The sequence below is a fragment of the Okeania sp. SIO1H4 genome (genome assembly GCF_010672695.1).
GTDB classification, from domain to species: domain Bacteria; phylum Cyanobacteriota; class Cyanobacteriia; order Cyanobacteriales; family Microcoleaceae; genus Okeania; species Okeania hirsuta.
In genome coordinates, this window is record NZ_JAAHGB010000002.1 from 1 (window position 1) to 19304 (window position 19304).

Genomic DNA, 19304 nt, shown 5'->3' on the forward strand with positions numbered 1-19304 from the left:
ACCGATTTGAAGCCTGTGGAGAAGATAAGTTGCAGACAATAGTCAGTGGTCTTCTGGGAAACAGGAAGCTAGCTCCAAAGCTCATGCAATCATTCATGGGTAAGTTTGGGTAAGTTTAGTAGAACGGTTTACTACTACTGTTTTTGTTTGACTAACTTTTGGTTAGGTTGGGGTGGAGGTTTTACTACTACTGTTTTTGTTTGACTAACTTTTGGTGCTGGTGTTGGTTGTGGTGTGGGTGGTGAAGTTGTAAAACCTAAAGCTTCTAAGACTGCCGTAGCATTTTCATAACGCATGGGAAAATATTCATGTACCATCCTATCTAATACATTTGCCAGACGGTTACTTACTTGTGCTTCATTTCGCCAGATACATTTCCAGTCTTGGAGTCTTTTTGTAAGTTGTGGGGATCTTTTCCTGTCAGTGCTTTTATTCCTACCATTCCCACTGCATAGATATCGCTACTCAGTTTTGGTTGACCGTTACTTTGTTCGCCTGGCATATATCCAGGTGTTCCGACTGCTACAGTAAAAGTAGTCGTTCCTTTTTGGTAAGTAGTCAATACACTTATTTCTTTTACTGCGCCAAAGTCTATCAATAGAGTTGTCGCTAAATAGAGGGAAAAAATCGCTCCAACCTAGACAGAGCAATAATTTCAAGGCCTTTTTAGCCACCAATAGCTACAATCCTTATATAACAAGGTTTTTGGGGGTTTTTGAAGTTATAAAGCGACAAGTCTAATACTATTTTTTGATCTGACTTACGACGCATCAAATTTTGTGGTTTGATGTCTCGGTGAACAATATTATTTTGATGAGCTACTGCTAATGCTTCTAAGATTCCTGTGAGTAAGGTGATAGTGTAAGACTCGCTTAATTTTTTCCCCGGGGTCAGTTCCTTACTTATATCGTGCCCTTCTATATATTCTTGTACTAGGTAAAATTCTGTTCCTTCCTGGAAATGAGCAAATAATTTTGGTATTTGGTCTGAGTCTTTGCCTAATTTGTATAAGGTCTTTGCTTCTGTCTCAAACAACTTTTGGGCAACAGGCAAAACTCCTGGGTCTGAACTTTTAGGTTTGAGATGTTTAACTACACATTTCGGATTTTCTGGTAGGTCTAGGTCTTGAGCTAAGTAGGTATCTCCAAATCCTCCACTTCCTAGAGGAGAGTCGATAATTTTGTAACGTTGTCTCAAGATTTTTCCAGACTGCATTTTCAGTTATCAGTTATCAGTTATCAGCTTTTTTAGTTATTAGTTACCAGTTATTAGATTTCTTCTTATTCAGTTATCAGTTATCAGCTATTCTTCAACAATTAGCAATTAAAGAATTCAACTCATTCATTATTAATGATTCTTTATTTTAGTGGGCATGTATAGTTTTTTGGCCTAAGTTATTTGAGTATATATGAGCGCACTTTTTCCATTATAAGTATAATACCATGTCAAGTTTTCTTGTCAACCCCCCCCCTTTTTTCAGTTATCAGCTTTTTCAGTTATTAGTTATTAGTCTAAATAGAATAAATTTAATTTCTTCAGGATTTACGCACGGAAACTAAATCCAGTGAGGGCGAATGCCATTCGCCCCTACATATGGCGTTTTCAAGGTTAATTTGTGTAAGTCCTGTTCTTCCTTCTTCCTTCTTCCTTTTTCATCGACCTATTCCAAAGGTGGCACAACTAAGGGTTGTTCTAATGGTTCTACTTCAAAAACTTCTTTTAATGCTTCATCTAAAGTTGGTTTCATTACAATTCGGTTTTCATAAGAAACAATAACTCTAGCTAAAGTTGGCAAACTATTTTGCTCTGCTTCTAAATAAATCGGTTCCACATAGAGTAAGGATTGATTAATTGGTATTACTAATAAATTTCCTTGAATTGCTTTCGATCCTTGACGATCCCAAAGAGAAATTTGCTGCGATATTTCTGGATTTTGATTAATCAAAGCTTCAATTTGTTCAGGACCATATATTAATCGTTGTTTAGGGAATTGATATAAAAGTAATTTACCGTAATTTGGTGCATCCGATCTAGCTGCCAACCAAGCAATTAAATTATTACGACTTGCTGGAGTATAGGGTAGAAAAAGAATAAATTCTTCTGAAGTTTCTGCTGGTAATTTTGTAATTAAATAATAAGGTTCTACTTTCTGCTGTTGATTACCATAAATCTCAATAGGTACTCGCCACAAATCTTCCCGATTATAAAATACACGGGGGTCATCCATGTGATAAGTTGCCAATAGTTCGGATTGTACTTTAAATAAATCTACTGGATAACGGATATGAGTATAGAGACTTTTTGGCATTTCTGCTATGGGAGAAAACATATTAGGAAAAACTTTTTTCCAGGTTGTAATAATTGGGTCTTTAGGGTCAGCAACATAGAATTTTACTGAGCCATTGTAGGCATCAATTACAACTTTTACTGAGTTACGAATATAATTAAATTCGTTATTTTCTGGGTCAGAATAAGGATAGCGATCGCTTGTAGTATAAGCATCAAAAATCCAGTAGAGGTAACTGGGAGTTGTTTGAGTAACATCTTGTTTGCCGAATTGAGGATTAGCTACTACTAAATATGGGTCTTGGTCATAACGTAGAAATGGAGCGATCGATCGAACTCTGGCATTAATATTGCGGCGATATAAGACTTTAGTTGTAGGTATAAATTTATTAGTGAATAACATTCTCCAGTTCTTCAAATATTTAGCAAATACCCATCTTTTCCAGCTTGTACCGATGACAATACCACCACTGCCACTATAAGTGTTATAGGTATTTGTTTCTCCACTGGGATAGTCTAATTCTCTATCTTTTTCCGCAGTGGAAGTAATGACATGAGTATTGGTAAGTTCTCCATAATAAATTCTAGGTTTACCAATAGGAATACTGAATCTAATCCTTTCTAATACTTCTAAGGTACTATTCTTTTTAAGAGTTGGATCTGGTCCGATATTTTTAACGAAATATTCTGGTAATCCACTTTCTTCAACTTGATTAACTGGAGAAAGAGTAAAACCATAGCCATGAGTATAGACTAAATGTTCATTGACCCAAGTTTGTGCTGGTTGAGGCACAGATTCATAGTTTAGTTCTCTAGCTGCGATGATTACTTGTTGTTTTTCGGTAGGATTATTTTTTGTTCTTTCTTCTTTTTTCTTCAGGAATGTATAGCGGTCTATATCGGCATTTTTAAATTCATAATATGGTCTGATTTCTTGTAATTGTCGATTCGTTTGTAAAATTGGTCTTGTATCCCAAAGGCGAATATTTTCAATGGTTAATTTATTATTTATTAAGTCAGTATAGGTAAGTTTATTTTCTGGATCAAATAGTTTTACTTCTAATTTTTCTGGATCGAAATATGCTTCTCTAGTAAATTTAATACTACGTTTAATATATGGACTTTCTCGTTCTATTTCGTTAGGTTGTACGATGGTTATTTGTACAATTTCTGGTAATAACCAACCAGTTACTGCTGCGATGGCTAAATACCATGTTAATATAGCCCTTAATGAATAGCTATTAGCAAACAGTTTTGCACTCAATTTTCTCTTTTTTTTCCTTCTTCGACTCAAACGCAAAAATCGGAGACTGGCTTCAATATAAGGCTGAATATTTTTAACAGAAAAAATTGCTTGCCAAAACAAAAATAATGCAATTAATAATGCTAAAACTGCCAAAAATATATAAGCAGGAAGCTGAACTTTGACATCTGTGTAACCAGCACCATAGATGACACCACGCTGAGAGTAAAGTAATTCAAAACAAGCTAGAAAGTAACTATATGCTATGGTTAATATCAAACCTCCACCTAAAGCATGAAGATGTCGTTGTTGTTGTTGGGAAAATTGATTAAAATTGCCTTTACTTAGACTATTTCCAGACAATAAATAGATGAGAGTGCAAGCAACCAGTCCATATAAAAATAATCCGACCAACCAAAATTTTAATAATTGTAAAACGGGAATTTGAAAAACATAAAAACTGATATTGATATGAAATAAATCTTCTCTTTCAGGAAAGGGAGTAGCATTAAATAGTTGTAATATATTTCCCCAATGACTCGAAAGAATAAAACTAAAAACTAAACTTAGTACTATCGCAAATATACTTAACCATAATATAGGATTAACAGTGATAACAATACCTAATACAATAAATAATCCTAATAGCCACCAGTTAGACGGTATTTGACTGAATATTTGCCAAATTGATTCTACGCTAAATTCTGAAGGAATTTGTGGAGATACCTTTGCAACTGTGAAATCAGGATACCAGTAATCAGTAAATACCTGAATATAATGGGTTAGAATCAGTCCTATTAATAAAATTAATCCTAATACTAAACATAACAACCAGCCTAGACTAAATGAGGGTTCAATACGCAATTTACTTGATGGCATAGTTACTGGTGGAATTAGCATTATTTCTTCATATACTTTGGTTTTTCGATTGTGATTTTTTGGATACTTAAATATACTCGCTAGTCTGAGATTTGCTAAAAAGAAGACTGATGTAACTACAAAAGTAATTATCCATAATAAAGTTTCTGTTTGCAATTTAGTTATTAGTACGGGCAAATAATTAAGTTCTTCAAACCATAAAAATTCAGCCAATATATTAGTCGATAAATCAAATGCTGCCCACAATCCTAAGAGAATGACAAATATAATTAATATCTGTAGGAAGTTGAGTTTTTCTAGTGTTTTGGATAACCTAAGTTTTAGCTTGTAAATAATATTTAATTTCATGGTTTATAATTTTCGATTAGTTGTTTTATAGCAATTTTATTGAGTTTATATACACTTATATCATGTCTGGTTGAATACTTAAACTTTGGAGAAAGAAAGGTAGAAGGCAGAAGGGAAGAAAAGGCTTGAAGGGAAAAAGTTTTTTGATCGTTAATTATCCGGATATGAGATTATACCAAATTAATAAGAAGCTGCATAGAATAATATATTGATTGGGATTGAGTGTATATCGAGATAGACAAGTTAATAAATTTCATAATTGTGTGCCACCTCACATAAAATTTGTATAATATCAAATCCGGTTAATTGCACATAGAATCCTGTTATATAATATCTGTTTATAATCCTATAATTATACCAATTTCCTAAAGTCAGACTAAACATAACTTGACACCTTAGTTTTCAAGCTTGATAGATACTTTTACAAGTGTTGTTTCAGTTTATGAAATTGGTATTACTTCAATATTTAACCTCCTCCTACTCCCCTACTCCCCTACTCCCTCACTCCGCCGCTCCCAACTATATAATAAATATTCAACCGTATTTGATATAACACCCAATACCTAAGATATACGACCTAATACCTCATTCTGTGCAGTCTCACATCAAATTAGTATTAGCAGGAACGAGAGTAGTCAGTCATCAATACTAAGTAGCAATATCAAGTCTCATTAATTAGCCATAATAAAAATGTTCTTCTCTTGAGAGAAAATATTTTTTAAATTTCCCCTTGTTCCCTACTTCCTACTCCCTACTCCCTACTCCCTACTCCCTAAATTTTTCCGAAGCGGTTATTTAAAGAGACATGATATAAAAAGGCATTTAATAAGCTATATCAAATCCTTTGAATTTGGTCTAAAAAAATTTTCCATCTGAGCGCCATTGCCAAATCTTTCAAGATTTCCCCCTCCTGGGAGGGGTTAGGGGTGAGTCCCCGCACTCTTTATCTAATTACACCAATACTACGGGATTTGATATTAGTCTCCTGAGTCGGATAGGAAGACTTGTCAAAAATTATAAAATATAATTTTAAATTTTAAGTTCGATCTTTTAGTTAATTAATAATTATATCACCTACATAAGGAATCACCTGATTTCTACCTTTTTCTTTTGCTTGATAAAGTGCTCGATCTGCTCCTGCAATTAAACTTTGATAAGTGGCTTCAGTAAATGGGATAATACTAGATACTCCTAAACTTGATGTTCTTAAATAGACTGTATTACTAAATTAATATCATCAGGATACATACGATTTTTCCAATCATCTACATGATTAAAAATCTCCGTTTCTGTATAACCTAAAATTTCTTGGCAACGGGTTGAATAAAAACATTCATTAGTTTTAATATTCCAATCCCATATACCATCATTATTACCGCGCAACGCTAATTTCCAACGTTCTTCACTTTTTTTTAAATCTAATTCCATTTGTTTACGCTCAGTAATATCTTTAATCAAGTCAATTAAATATTTTGGTTCTTGGGAAGTTTTGATTAAATATATATTCAAATATGATCAAATAATTTTACCTTTTTTGTGAATTAAATGGTTATCAGTTGAATATTTTTGTATATTTTATGCCAGAAGAGAGCGTAAATTAATTTGAGAATCTTGCCGTTATTCTGCATAAATAATATCCACCAAGTTTAACTTTGATAAATCGGCATTACTATATCCAAAAATATTCCTAAATACTTGGTTAACTCGGAATATTTTTCCTGATAAAGTAGCAAAAAATATTCCCATTAAAGTCTGTTCAAAAGTCGCACGAAATTTTTCTTCACTTTCTTTTATTACTGCTTCAGCTAAAACATAGGAAGTGATATCTTGAAAAATTACTTGATAAAATTTTTCATCATTCTCTAACTGAATAATTTTATAATTGAAGAAGGAGACAGGAGACAGGAGACAGGAGACAGGAGACAGAAGGAAAATTACATGGGGATAGTCAACGAAGGGCCGCTCCGCGTCTACGCTCCCCCAAGTAATTTTGAACACCCCCGTTGACGATGGGGTATTAAACCCACAAAGAAAATGATAATATTTATCCAAATCCAATTGCCGTCTTTCCTCAAAGCTAGAATATTTGGTATAAAATTTTTGCCATTTTTTGCTGTTTCCAGTATTGTCGCTATTACTTTTTGGTGTATTTCTGGTGGATGGATTTGTTTGGCGTGCATTTGCACAAGTTCTTCTCTGTGATAACCCAATATTTCTGTAGCTTTATAGTTAGCTTCTATAATCTTTCCCTGTAAATCAGCAATTAAAATTGCCTCACCCACATCTTGCATAAATGCACGGTACTTAAACTCTGAATTTTTTAATTTTTTTTCAGTTTTTTTGCATTTTGTTATATCAACATAATAGGAGATTTTTTTGTACTATCATTTTGTACAATTTCTTGAAAGATTGATATTTTGCGGAGCAAAACGCCATCCCACCCTACGGGAAGCTGCGCTAACGATCGCTTGCATCTAACGCCGACGCGGGGTCACACCGCTATTCCCTAAAATCTACAATATCTCACAACTCAAATAAGATTGCTATATATAGTAATTAGGAATGATTGATAAAAATTTTATTGCTTCGGTGTTTCCCATTCCCTATTTCCTATTTCCAGTTAAGAGTTTCCTAAAAGTCTAGAAGACCTAAAAACTCAAATAAGATTGTTATATCATGTCCGGATAATTAGTGATAAAAAAAACTTTCTCCTTTTTCTCCTCTGTCTTCTTTTTCTCCTCTTTATTCTTTATTCTTGCTTCTTCATTCTTGCTTCTTTATTCCCTCCTGACTCCTAATAAATAATCTAGTTATTTGTAGCAAATATTTATCAAATTGGTATTAGAGAATTTTCCGAAACAGGGAAAGATTAAAATTAAGCTGTACAAATCAATTTCCTTGAAGAAGGAATAAGGAAGAAGGAAAAAGTGGATGGGTATAGTCAACGACCTAGCACTTTGTATCTACAAACCCCAACCAATTGTAAACAGCGTGTAGATAGCGGGGTATTAAACCCAAAAGAAAAAGATAAATGCTTACAGCGCTTTTCATTTAAGTAGACTACAAAATTATTTTTGCGCGCGGGAGCTAAGGAACAAGCAGCAGGGAATAGGGAGTATAAAAATACTTGATAGCTGTAGTATATACTATGTGAAAACCGCTATAATTGCAAACAACAAAAGCTATTGTTTCACTGAAAATTTCACAGTAAATATACTGCCTCGATCTAACTTTGAATAAACTTGAATAGTTCCTCCCATTCCTTCTACCAAAGTTTTAACAATAGATAAACCTAAACCAGCTCCACCAGAACGATTTCTAGCTTCATCCGCTCGATAAAAACGTTCAAAAATCTTAGCTTGTTGTGATAAAGAAATACCCTGACCTTTGTCACATACCTGAACGATCGCTTCACCACTTTGTTGACACAAATTTAAAATTATAGGAGAATCTTCACCAGAATATTTAACAGCATTATCAATTAAATTTAGTAAAACCTGTTTGAAGCGATTGCGGTCTACCATGACTTCAATTAACGATAAATTTATAGTTTTATCAATCTGATATTGTGATTTACCGACAATATTTTTTGATTTTAAACTTAATTTACTAGCAATATAATTATTATTGATATTTTGCTCTAAACTTAGTTTTTTAGAGTTGCCAATCTGGGCAGAGACTAGATTACTTTTTTCTGTAATAATTGAATTTTTATTATCACTAAATATTTGCTCTAGATTAACAAAATCACTTCCATTACCAAACCTCAGAATAATTTCTCGACCACTAAACTGTTTAGCCATTTCCACTACTTCTGCTACCAAATCATTCAGTACAACCGCTTCTAAATGAAAATGAATTTGTCCACTATCTGCTCTAGCTAACTCCAGCAAATCTTTCAATAATTCAACAGTACGTTGTGCTTCCCCAGAAGCTATCGAAATAGCTTCTTTCTGAATCTCCGTTAAATTATTACCCCTTCTCAAAAGACTCTGAAGATAACCAGAAACAATAGTCAAAGGAGTTCTTAACTCATGAGAAACATTACTCACAAACTGCCTTTGCTGTTCCCAAGAATCAGACAACCGGCCCAACATAGTATCTAAAGTTCTCGCCAACTCCTTAACTTCACTAGGAGCGCGTTCTAAAGAAACTGTTGCTCGATCTAGAATATCGGCATTAACATTATCAGCAAGTTGACTAATATGACGCAGAGGTATGAGAGAACGTTGAATATAGACAGTTATAGCAAGTGTTACTCCAATTATTGCCAAAATACTCGCCACACTTAAACTCATAACCATCGTCACTAGCATCTTTTGATCGCGGGAAATGTCTAGAGCGATATAAAGTTTACCAACATTCATCCCATTAACTGTTAAAGGACCACCACAAAACACAAAATAGCGTCCATTTATTGGATAAACTAAGGGTTTTGAGGGCATTTCAGCTAAAGATTTTAAAACAAAATGGTCACTGTCACTCTGGAAATTTTGTGATTGAACTATCACAGTACCTTGCTGATTTTTGACCCAAATAAATACATTGGCCAATGTTAAATTATCAATAGCTTTCTGTAAACTTTTCTTGACATACCACGTTTCACTGTACATTTCAACATCTCTGGGAAAACGTTCAGCTATCTGCTCAATGTTATGCTTATGAGTGACTATCAACAATTGCTGCATCTTCCAACTTGTCCACAAGGCTACACTCCCTAGTCCTAATACTGAAAATAATGCAATACCCAATGTTAGGCGTGTCTGCAAAGAAGATGGCTCGAGTTTCCACCGCCCTAATTTGAGATTTTTCGGCCATTTAGCGATAAACTTCATCTTAAACTTAATTATGGGTAAAAAATATTTAAACTACAATTGTCATTAATTTAGCTACATATCCTGAGAAAACCCTGATAATTTTGTGGAGATATTCATACCTTTTGCTATTTGAAATTGCTACGCTGTAATTAGGAAACTATTTCTAGGATAGAAAATTTAAAGAACACTTTTAGACACAATCATGTCTAGGGTAGTAACCATTAGGGAAAAGCGAATCACTAATTCATAATTCTTATGTTCCAACAAGAGTTACAAGAATTTGTAGTGGTTTGTTGCATAAGAGCAATAGGGAAAGACCCGATGAAACTTCGTCAAAAAACATTAATAGTTATTAGTACGGCGATGGCTAGTTTGATAGTGGTGTTGTTTATTACAGCATCAATGATATTGTTTTATGGCTGCCAAAATTTGGAAGTCGATTACGTTTATCTAGATGTAGCAAGGGCATTAAATCTATTAGATGATGAGATGTCTAATTTATCTGTAAAAGTAAAACAGGATAGAATATTTGCCTTATCAAAAAAGTTAGTTGATCAGAATAAACTAGAGTCCAATAATATAAATAAATTTATTGATTTTAATTCATTCGATAATTTTTGGATTAATCAAAAACTGAACTTTCTATTACTACTTAATGCTCGAGGAGAAATTTTATTTAGTCAAGAATTCGATGGAAGTCAACAAACAGAAATACTAATATCTGAGAACTTAAAAAAATATCTACCGATAGGTAAAAATATAAGTCAGCAAACAGGTATTATTCTTTTACCAGAAACTTATCTCCCGATCGCTGATACTCCTATTTTGAATGAAATAGATAGTCTAAACGTCCTTGGTGAATTAGTGTATGATATTAATCTTAATTATTTAGGAGTCAACCCACCCCTCGCCCCTCCCCCTCCCAGGAGGGGAAGTCAGTCGGACCGAGTCAGGAAGAAAGAAAGAAGAAGAAAGAGTCGTAGAGGGAGAAAGTTTTTTGTTTGCGCTCTTATCCGGACAAGACATCATACCTCTTTTCACCAACGCCATCTAAACAATAACATCCTCATTGTTGGGTGCTATCTAAATGATGCAACAATAGCAAAGTTAGCTGAATTAACAAAATTATCACTAACTTTTAGTCGGTGGGAAAATAACTCGCAACAAATTGATCGGCAACTGAAAACTTCAGAAATAGTCCTAGAACCGCTCAATTCCGATCGAGTAAATGGTTATAGAACTGTCAAAGATATCGATACTCAACCTCCTCTAATTTTACAAAGAGAAGTAGATCGAATTATCCGCCACCACAGTCCCTCGTTTTGGAGTTACTTTATTTTTTCATCGGTAATAGTAGGTCTAGTTTTTGGGATCGTTATGCTGGCACTCAGAGAAAAATTGTTAGTCTCTCGTATTTCAAAATTAAACAAAATAGTTAATAAAATAGCTTCTAGTGGAGACCTTTCAATGCGCGTACCAATGCCAGGGGATGATGAGTTGTCAAACCTAGCTCAGACTATGAATAAAATGCTAGAAGCTTTACAACATTCTCAACTTGAATCTCAAGACAACGAAGAACGATATAGACTAATGGCAGAAAACTCCACTGATATGATTTCTCGTCACTCTCCAGATGGGGTTTTCCTTTATGTATCCCCCGCTTGTCGCAACCTGATGGGATATTCTCCATTAGAAATTGTTGGTACTCATCCAAAAGAGTTTTTTGCATCTGAAGATATTAAAGCAATTGCCAAAGCTTATCACACTATTATTAACAATCCCGTAACTTACACTATTGCCTACCGCGTTCTTTGTCAAAAAGGTAAATATATTTGGTTCGAAACCACCGCTCGTACAATTCGCGATCCTGAAACGGGGAAAGTACAAGAAATAATTGCAGTTTCTCGTGACATTTCTGACCGTAAACAAAGAGAACAAGAATTACAAGAAAGTGAAGCTGCTATTCGGAGATTGTACGAAATAACTTCTACTCCTTGTCAAGGTACAAATCAAGATAATTCTATTATCTTCTGTTTTTATGACCGCCTCCAAAAATTATTAGAAATGGGCTGTCAAAAATTCGGCCTAGAAATAGGAGTATTGTCTAGAATTGAAGATAATAAATATACTATTGTTGCAGCTAAAACTCCAGATAATTCTATTTTGAAAGGAGAAGAATTTGACTTAGAAAAAACATTTATTTTTGCAGCAATAGCAGAACAGCCAATATGTTTTGAATCTATTCAATATTCAGGTTTTTGTATCACAGTAGATATGGCTTTCCAAATCGAGGCTTATATGGGAACGTCAGTTATGGTGGGCGGCTCAGTTTATGGGACTCTCAATTTCTGGAGTCCTAAAGCCTTAAATGAACCTTTGAAAGCTGTAGATAAAGAATTATTAAAACTAATGGCTCAGTGGATAGGTGGAGAATTAGAACGTCAACAAACCGCTAATGATTTAGCAAAAGCTAGAGATGAAGCACTCGCTGCAACGAGAGCAAAAAGTGAATTTTTAGCTACTATGAGCCATGAAATTAGAACCCCGATGAATGCAGTTATTGGCATGACTGGTTTACTATTAGATACTCCTCTCAAAACAGACCAAAAAGATTTTGTCCAGACTATTCGTAGTAGTGGTGAGACTTTACTTACACTCATTAATGATATACTTGATTTCTCAAAAATAGAATCTGAGAAACTAGATTTAGAAGCAAATCCTTTTGATTTACAACATTGTCTAGAAGAATCTGTTGACTTGTTAGCAGCAAAAGCTAGTGAAAAGAATTTAGAACTTGTCTATTTCATCTCTCCAGAAACTCCAACTACTATTATCGGAGATATTACTCGGGTACGTCAAATTTTAGTTAATCTTTTGAGCAATGCTGTGAAATTTACCTCTAATGGCGAGGTATTAGTTTCTGTTAGCAGTAGACGGCTAGAAGCAGAAGAAAATTCACAGAATTTAAAGGCAAAAAATAGCTCAGAATTTGATAATTGTGATATTTTTCCCGTATATGAAATACAATTTTCAGTCAGAGATACAGGTATTGGTATTCCTGCTACTCGCATGAATCGTTTATTTAAGTCTTTTAGTCAAGTTGATTCTTCTACCAGTAGGAAATATGGGGGTACAGGTTTAGGACTAGTTATTAGTAAAAGATTAGCTGAAATGATGGGTGGTCAAATGTGGGTTGAAAGTATGGGTGCAGTTGGAGGTAATCCCCCAGCAGGCTATAAGTTTTTAGATGAAAAATTAGAGTATATCAACGAAAAATTAGGTTCAAATTTTTATTTTACAATAGTCACAGAATGTAGCATTAAAACTGTCAAAGATCAATTAATTCAAACTAATTATTTAGATAATAATCGACATAGTTTAATAGACAAAAAAATACTAATAGTTGATGATAATACTACAAATAGAAAAATTTTGTTGAAACAAACTGAATCTTGGGGGATGGTAGTTAGCACTGCTGAAAATGCTACTCATGCTTTAGATTTAATGACTAAAAAGTACAAATTTGATCTAGCAATTATAGATATGCAGATGCCTGAAATTGATGGTTTAACTTTAGCAAATAAAATTCGTCAAAATCCAATGTATCGGGATTTACCTCTAGTGATTTTGACTTCTTTCCGTAGGCAAGAAATTAATGATTTTTATCAATTATTTGCAGCCATTATTAATAAACCTGTTAAACAATCTCAGCTTTATGAAATCTTACTAAATATTTTTTCTGGTAAAGGTATTGAAATTAGAATCACAAACAATAATAGTAAATGGAATTCTCAAACTATTCCTTTATTAGCAGAACAATTACCGCTGCGAATATTATTAGCAGATGACCATTTAGTTAATCAAAAAGTAGCTTTACAAATTTTACAACGCATGGGATATCGTGCTGATGTTGCTAGTAATGGTTTAGAAGTTTTAGAAGCTGTATTTAGTTTGCCTTATGATGTGGTTTTGATGGATGTACAGATGCCTTTGATGGATGGCCTAGAAGCTGCTCGTCGTATTCGGCAAAAATATGAAAATATCACAGAACATCCTGAAAAAGTTTCTCAGCGAAGACCTCGAATTATTGCTATGACAGCTAATGCTATGCAGGGCGATCGTGAAGAATGTATAGCTGCAGGAATGGATGATTATATTAGTAAACCAATACGGATGGAGCAACTTATAGAAGCTTTAAGTAAAGCTAAGTCTGTTGTGTCAGAAGGAAAGGAAAAATTGACTTTCCCACAATCAAATTTATCTCCAGCAACCGTTCCAGACGATAATCACATTTTCACAGAACAGACTATTCTTGAGAGTAAGGTAATAGAAGAGTTAAAAGAAGTAGAAGCTCTAGATGAAGTAATAGATATTTATTTAGATACTTCTCCCGAACTTCTGGAGAATATTAATATTGCTATTAATCAAGCCGATCCACTTATACTTAAGAATGCTGCTCATTCTCTCAAGTCTATTAGTGGTACTCTAGGAGCAATGATTCTTTATAAAATTTGTCAAGAATTAGAAATTATGGCTCGTTTAGCTTATGAGTCAGAAAATTCTACTCCAACAGAAGCAATAGAGATTTTTTCTCAGGTTAAAGTGGAGTATGAAAAAGTTATTGCTGCCTTGAAAATAGAGCGACAGAAATAGTAGGGGCAGGTTCCGCGTTAAGTTAATGCTGTTACAAATTATTCAGATGAACCCGCCCCCAACCCAATAATCTAACTGAAAATATATTTTTATTTCCGAAACAATTTAATATCAAAGGAATAGGAAATATGATTAATAGTCACAAAAATCAACTCGTAGGGGTGGGTTCATCTGTTCAATTATGATACCCAAAATTAATATCATAAACCCACCCCCATCACCATTAATTGCACAGTACAATATTTATTCATGGGTTTTAGGTAGGTTTTGTTAATAATTAACGATCGCATAACCGAAATACCCGATTTGGTAAAGATTTAATCATCTTGGGGACTGAGTTACATTTGTGTAGTATTTAAATTACATTATCGGTAATCTTCTGGCTGGAAGAGAGTAATTAAATAAAAGCCTAAATATTTATTGGTAATTAAGACCCTCAACAATCAGAGGGTTTTTTTTATTTTAAAAGAGGTTTACTGGAAAGTATAGCGCTACGGGCAAGTCATAAGTTAGTAGGGGCGAATGGCCATTCGCCTCTACAGAAGTCAGAAGTCATCCCTGACTAAGTTTGAGCATTTATAAACGTCCTAACCTATTTGCGTAACCTGTTTAATTTGCTGTTGGCAATTCCCCTCCCGTTAAATCGCCCGATGATAACGGGAGACCCCTTGCCGAATCAAGTGGGATAAGTATTTTCTCATTTTCTCGCGATCGCTTGAGAATCAATACATTTGTTGCAACTTTAAAAAACACAGTTGTTTAATTTCTTTGCACCTGCAATGAAAATAAAATATCCCTAAATAAAGAAGGGAGCTTTGTTGAAACTCCCTAATACATTTAATACTGACTTATAATACTGACTTATATCATGTCCGGATAATTAGTTATAAAAAAACTTTCTCCTTCAACTCCAGTTGTTCTTCTTTCTTCCCTCTTTCCTCTTTCCTCCTGACTCCTGACTTCCCCTCCTGGGAGGGGGAGGGGCGAGGGGTGGGTTGACTCCTGAGGACTCCCTAGTTATTTATTTATCACTGTTTAACCGGACATGATATTAATACTGTCAAACTATTCACTCACAAGCAAAGAAGCTATTGGAATGATTTACTTTTGAGACTTGTGCTTAGTAGCAGCAACTAAACCACCGATAGTCATTAGACCTAATAAACTAGAAGGCTCAGGTACAGATTCAGATAAGATACCACCTGCTGATGTAATCTCGAAATTGTAGAGACCTTCGTGAGAACCTTCAGCATTTCTGCAAAAACACTGAAATTTTCTCCACAGCCCTTGACAAAACCTCCGACTTATGAACCAAAGCAAACCTCACATACCCTTCTCCAGCTTTACCAAAACCAGCTCCTGGGGCTACTGCAACCCCAGTATTTTTCACTAAGTCCACACAGAAACCTACAGAATTATTGGCCCATGCTTCCGGCAACTTTGCCCAAACATACATAGTGGCCGATGGAGTAGGCACAGGCCAACCAATTCGATCTAATGCCCCAACAAACACATCCCGACGTTGGCGAAAAATATCCACAGTTTCTCTAACTACCTCTTGAAGACCAGTCAAAGCAGCGATCGCTCCATTGAGAATGCCTTGATACTGATTAAAATCAATACAAGCTTTAACCTGTCGCAAAGCTTGAATCAATTCAGTATTACCAATGGCATAACCAACTCGGAAACCGCCCATACTATAAGATTTAGACATAGTAAAAAATTCTATAGAAACAGTTTTTTCTGGGTCAGCTTGAAAAATAGAAGGAGCGATAGATTGTTTTTTGGGTGCTTGAGAAAAGGTATCAAAAACAAAGTCTAAATATGGAGCATCGTGAACTAAGACTAAATTATGTTTTTGGCAAAAAGCAACAGTTTCTTGGAGAAAAGATAAAGGAGCGATCGCTGTTGTCGGATTATGAGGGTAACTCAAAACCATCATTTTTGCCTGAGATAAGACAGCTGGAGGTATGTCTGCCAAAACTGGCAAAAACCCATTTTCTGCCAATAAAGGCATAGGGTAAACTTGACCCCCCGCCAAAAACACCCCACCACTATGAGAAGGATAACTAGGGTCTTGCAGTAAAGCAAAATCACCAGGATTAAGTATAGCCAAAGGTAAATGAGCCGTACCTTCCTGAGAACCAATTAGAGGTAAGACTTCAGTTTCTGGGTTTACTGGAATGTCAAATTTATCAGTATACCACTGAGCTGCTGCTTGCCGAAAAGCTTGAGTGTTAGAAAATAACGAATAGCCGTGAGTAGTAGAATCTGACAAAGATTGAGCGATCGCTTCTAGAGCTTTGGAAGGCGCTGGTAAGTCAGAAGACCCCAGAGATAAATCTATTAAATCTTGCCCTGCTGCTTTTGCTAATGCTTTTGCCCGGTCCATATCGGCAAATACATTAAAGCTTAGGGGGGCTAAACGTTGTGATAATTGCATTTTGATTCCACCTCTGAATTGACTTGTGTAGTTATTATCTACTTTACTTTTGCCAAATATTTGTCAATCTTCCAATACCCGCTGTCAAAAGTCAAAATTTGAGAGGCACACAGTCGTACATGGGAATTAGGCAATAATTGAAAATACTTCAATACACCCAACTCCCCATTACCCCATCTATTTCCCATCAAGATTTTTATATCTGAATTCAGCGATCGCTCTAGGTTTCTCCACCAATCTCTGAAATACATTTGTATTGCATTGTATTATTGCGACATACGCATTAGCGGTACTTTGGGAAAAAATATGTTAAGAACAGCATCAAATCCTTATATAGTCTAGGTTTTACATTTAACCAACCTTTTTCCTGATATATCTAGGTTTTCCTGCGGAATGCTACGCAAAGAGCCATTTTTAGCCAGAGCAACGTATTTCCCTTGCCCCTACTAGCTTTGAAGGCATTTTCGCTATAAAAAATATCAAAGTACTGTTAGTAGAGAAGGGATCTGAATTCAGTGGTCGCTCTAGGTTTCTCCACCAATCTCTGAAATACGTTTGTCTTATACTGTATTATTGCGACATACGCATTAGTAGAAAAGGAATATGTTAACTAGGAGGTTTATAGAACCCTGATGGTATCTTGACCTTGATGACAATTTTGAGCCATGGAGTCTTCGTGGGATAGAGGCAAGAGGAGAAACTGGTATTAGACAGAAAAACGTTGCGTAAGTCCTGAGAATATTGTCAACTACGCAAATTATTCAGTATTCTAAATAAACTACTCTAACTAATAAAATAACAATGACCAAAAAAGAGGGTCAATAGCCTCCCCTTTCAAGGGGATGAAAAAAGTAAACTTCAGTATTTTCTTGCCTCCGACTGAGGCCAGAGGTACTGATAACTGATAACTGATATAGCACTACAAGAATTGGTTAGGACATTTTTCAATCCGAAAATCCTTTTACAGTTTGCTATTCCCTGTTCCCTGTTCCCTATTCCCTAGCGCGTAGCGCTATAACTGATAACTGAAATGACCACACCTTCCTCTGTTACCGTTACCGTTCCCGCAACTACTGCAAATATCGGCCCTGGTTTTGACTGCATCGGTGCTGCTCTCTCCTTATATAACCGCTTAAAATTTTCTATTGCGGATAGCGCAACAGAACTCAAAATTTCTGTCACTGGCAAAGAAGCTGCACGAGTAAGCACAGATAATACCAATCTCGCCTATCAAGCATTCGTCAAATTATATGAACATCTCGACCAAATACCGCCATCTGTAGAAATAGAAATCGACTTAGGCGTACCCTTAGCTAGGGGTTTAGGAAGTTCAGCTACTGCAATAGTCGGAGGTTTACTCGGAGCAAATCAACTGGCGGGACATCCTTTGAGTCAAACAGAAGTAATGAATTTAGCGATCGTCATTGAAGGACACCCAGATAACGTTGTACCTGCCTTACTCGGTGGCTGTTGTTTAACTGCCTCCACTCCTACTGGTTGGGAAATATGTGATATTCCTTGGCATTCTGATATTGTGCCAGTAGTAGCAATTCCAGACTTTGAACTTTCAACAGCAGAAGCGCGACGAGTTTTACCAACAGAATACTGTCGCGCCGATGCAATATTCAATGCTGCCCATTTAGGCATTTTGTTAAGAGGTTTAGAAACTGGTAATGGAGATTGGTTAAAAGCTGGAATGCAAGATAAAATTCACCAACCCTACCGTAAGTCTCTAATCACAGGATATGAAAAAGTCAGATTAGCTGCTTTAGATGCTGGTGCTGATGAAATGGTAATCAGTGGTGCTGGCCCGACTTTATTAGCACTGACAAATTCGCTCACAACATCAGCAGTAGTAACAGCAATGGCAGATACTTGGAAAAATCAAGGAGTAGTTACAGAAGTAAAAGCTTTAGAAGTTGACACTAGAGGAGCAATTTGTAATTAGCTTGGTGATTTGATAGAAGGCGATCGCTACCTTGGTATAATTGGCAAACAAACACCAATGCTTGTCCAAATTTTCCATAAATTTAGCGATCGTCATAATTTTTTCCTTCTAGATTAAATATACATATAGCACTTTCGGTGCAGACTGGTATGCAAACGTGCAGGTAATATCATCTCCGGATAATTAGACTTGTCGCTTTATAACTTAAAAAATCCTCAAAAACTTTGTTCTGTCAGGATTGTAGCTATTGGCAGCTAAAAAGTTTTGGAATTATTGCTCTGTCTAGGTTGGAGCGATTTTTTTCATCTATTTAGCCACAACTCTATTAGTTATGAAAAAAAACTATCCTTTCAGTTGCTATCGCAAATCTCTTTTTTCTCTCTAAGACCTACAGACGTTCCATGCAACGTCTCTACTACTCCCTACTCCCTACTCACTTATTTATCAGTATTCAACCGGAGGTGATATCACCAAATAAATCATTTTTTGTACCTTTTTCCCAAAAAGCTCTTCCCTGTTCTACCAAGCGTGAAAAAAGAATGTTACGAATAATTAGAAGAGTTAAAATACTTGACATCAGATGTTACAAGTGACTAAAAAGACGTCCTAAGAAATCATACTTAATATATTAGACTTGTCGCTTTATAACTTAAAAATCACCCAAAAACCTTGTTCTGTAAGGATTGT

The 19304-nt window shown here is 35.3% G+C and carries 14 protein-coding genes and 1 pseudogene; 2 read left to right on the forward strand and 13 right to left on the reverse strand.

All coding sequences use genetic code 11. The annotated features are described in order from the left end of the window. Positions 1-134: 134 nt before the first annotated feature. The 9 genes and pseudogenes from F6K06_RS00585 to F6K06_RS00625 all read right to left on the reverse strand — a co-directional run bounded on the left by F6K06_RS00585 (position 135) and on the right by F6K06_RS00625 (position 9591). Entirely contained in the window at positions 135-317 is a 183-nt protein-coding gene (locus F6K06_RS00585) for a hypothetical protein (RefSeq protein ID WP_240039114.1), read from the reverse strand. A gap of 29 nt (positions 318-346) precedes the next feature. Continuing rightward, on the reverse strand, positions 347-598 hold the full coding sequence (locus F6K06_RS00590; RefSeq protein ID WP_287308793.1) for a hypothetical protein: 252 nt from the start codon (positions 596-598) through the stop codon (positions 347-349). Between the two features lie 68 nt (positions 599-666). Further along, a complete protein-coding gene (locus F6K06_RS00595; protein ID WP_124146437.1) occupies positions 667-1215 on the reverse strand; it encodes a protein kinase in 549 nt (182 codons plus the stop codon). Between the two features lie 445 nt (positions 1216-1660). Continuing rightward, positions 1661-4756, reverse strand: a complete 3096-nt coding sequence (locus tag F6K06_RS00600) for a UPF0182 family protein (RefSeq protein WP_287239157.1) — start codon at positions 4754-4756, stop codon at positions 1661-1663. A 1054-nt stretch (positions 4757-5810) separates the two neighbouring features. Then, positions 5811-5951 (reverse strand): annotated as a pseudogene (locus tag F6K06_RS00605) (diguanylate cyclase domain-containing protein); the annotation flags it as partial. A gap of 11 nt (positions 5952-5962) precedes the next feature. Continuing rightward, positions 5963-6265 carry a PAS domain-containing protein gene (locus tag F6K06_RS00610; protein WP_205127480.1) on the reverse strand — a complete coding sequence of 101 codons (303 nt, stop codon included), beginning with the start codon at positions 6263-6265 and terminating at the stop codon, positions 5963-5965. A gap of 108 nt (positions 6266-6373) precedes the next feature. Further along, entirely contained in the window at positions 6374-6754 is a 381-nt protein-coding gene (locus F6K06_RS00615; RefSeq protein ID WP_124146439.1) for a PAS domain S-box protein, read from the reverse strand. Then, a complete protein-coding gene (locus F6K06_RS00620) occupies positions 6727-7128 on the reverse strand; it encodes a PAS domain S-box protein (RefSeq protein ID WP_338043229.1) in 402 nt (133 codons plus the stop codon). Before F6K06_RS00620 ends, F6K06_RS00615 begins: the two co-directional genes overlap by 28 nt. A gap of 810 nt (positions 7129-7938) precedes the next feature. Then, complete coding sequence (locus tag F6K06_RS00625; RefSeq protein WP_124155470.1) at positions 7939-9591, reverse strand: cell wall metabolism sensor histidine kinase WalK; 1653 nt, start codon at positions 9589-9591, stop codon at positions 7939-7941. Between the two features lie 237 nt (positions 9592-9828). Between F6K06_RS00625 and F6K06_RS00630 the strand changes: the two genes are divergently transcribed. After that, positions 9829-14226, forward strand: coding sequence for a response regulator (locus F6K06_RS00630; protein WP_287239152.1), 4398 nt, complete (start codon positions 9829-9831; stop codon positions 14224-14226). Between the two features lie 609 nt (positions 14227-14835). Here the strand turns inward: F6K06_RS00630 and F6K06_RS00635 are convergent. From F6K06_RS00635 to F6K06_RS00645, 4 genes are all read right to left on the reverse strand, one after another. Beyond that, complete coding sequence (locus F6K06_RS00635) at positions 14836-14979, reverse strand: hypothetical protein (protein ID WP_161565078.1); 144 nt, start codon at positions 14977-14979, stop codon at positions 14836-14838. A 348-nt stretch (positions 14980-15327) separates the two neighbouring features. Beyond that, the gene (locus tag F6K06_RS33670) at positions 15328-15546 is read right to left on the reverse strand and encodes a PEP-CTERM sorting domain-containing protein (protein WP_124155404.1); all 219 of its coding nucleotides are present in this window, start codon (positions 15544-15546) and stop codon (positions 15328-15330) included. Then, positions 15473-16669, reverse strand: coding sequence for an LL-diaminopimelate aminotransferase (locus F6K06_RS00640; protein WP_287239150.1), 1197 nt, complete (start codon positions 16667-16669; stop codon positions 15473-15475). The genes F6K06_RS33670 and F6K06_RS00640 overlap by 74 nt, the downstream gene beginning before the upstream one ends. Before the next feature lie 38 nt (positions 16670-16707). Continuing rightward, positions 16708-16920, reverse strand: a complete 213-nt coding sequence (locus F6K06_RS00645; RefSeq protein ID WP_124146749.1) for a hypothetical protein — start codon at positions 16918-16920, stop codon at positions 16708-16710. Between the two features lie 779 nt (positions 16921-17699). On the opposite strand from F6K06_RS00645, the gene thrB reads away from it, so the two are divergent. Beyond that, a complete protein-coding gene (gene thrB, locus F6K06_RS00650) occupies positions 17700-18617 on the forward strand; it encodes a homoserine kinase (protein WP_124146750.1) in 918 nt (305 codons plus the stop codon). Positions 18618-19304 lie beyond the last annotated feature (687 nt).

Bases quoted from the DNA above. Each gene is read 5' to 3' on its own strand.
- F6K06_RS00585 (WP_240039114.1), bottom strand. From the start codon at position 317: ATGGTACATGAATATTTTCCCATGCGTTATGAAAATGCTACGGCAGTC.
- F6K06_RS00630 (WP_287239152.1), top strand. From the start codon at position 9,829: ATGTTCCAACAAGAGTTACAAGAATTTGTAGTGGTTTGTTGCATAAGA.
- F6K06_RS00600 (WP_287239157.1), bottom strand. From the start codon at position 4,756: ATGAAATTAAATATTATTTACAAGCTAAAACTTAGGTTATCCAAAACA.
- F6K06_RS00595 (WP_124146437.1), bottom strand. From the start codon at position 1,215: ATGCAGTCTGGAAAAATCTTGAGACAACGTTACAAAATTATCGACTCT.
- F6K06_RS00640 (WP_287239150.1), bottom strand. From the start codon at position 16,669: ATGCAATTATCACAACGTTTAGCCCCCCTAAGCTTTAATGTATTTGCC.
- F6K06_RS00625 (WP_124155470.1), bottom strand. From the start codon at position 9,591: ATGAAGTTTATCGCTAAATGGCCGAAAAATCTCAAATTAGGGCGGTGG.
- F6K06_RS00645 (WP_124146749.1), bottom strand. From the start codon at position 16,920: ATGTATTTCAGAGATTGGTGGAGAAACCTAGAGCGATCGCTGAATTCA.
- thrB (WP_124146750.1), top strand. From the start codon at position 17,700: ATGACCACACCTTCCTCTGTTACCGTTACCGTTCCCGCAACTACTGCA.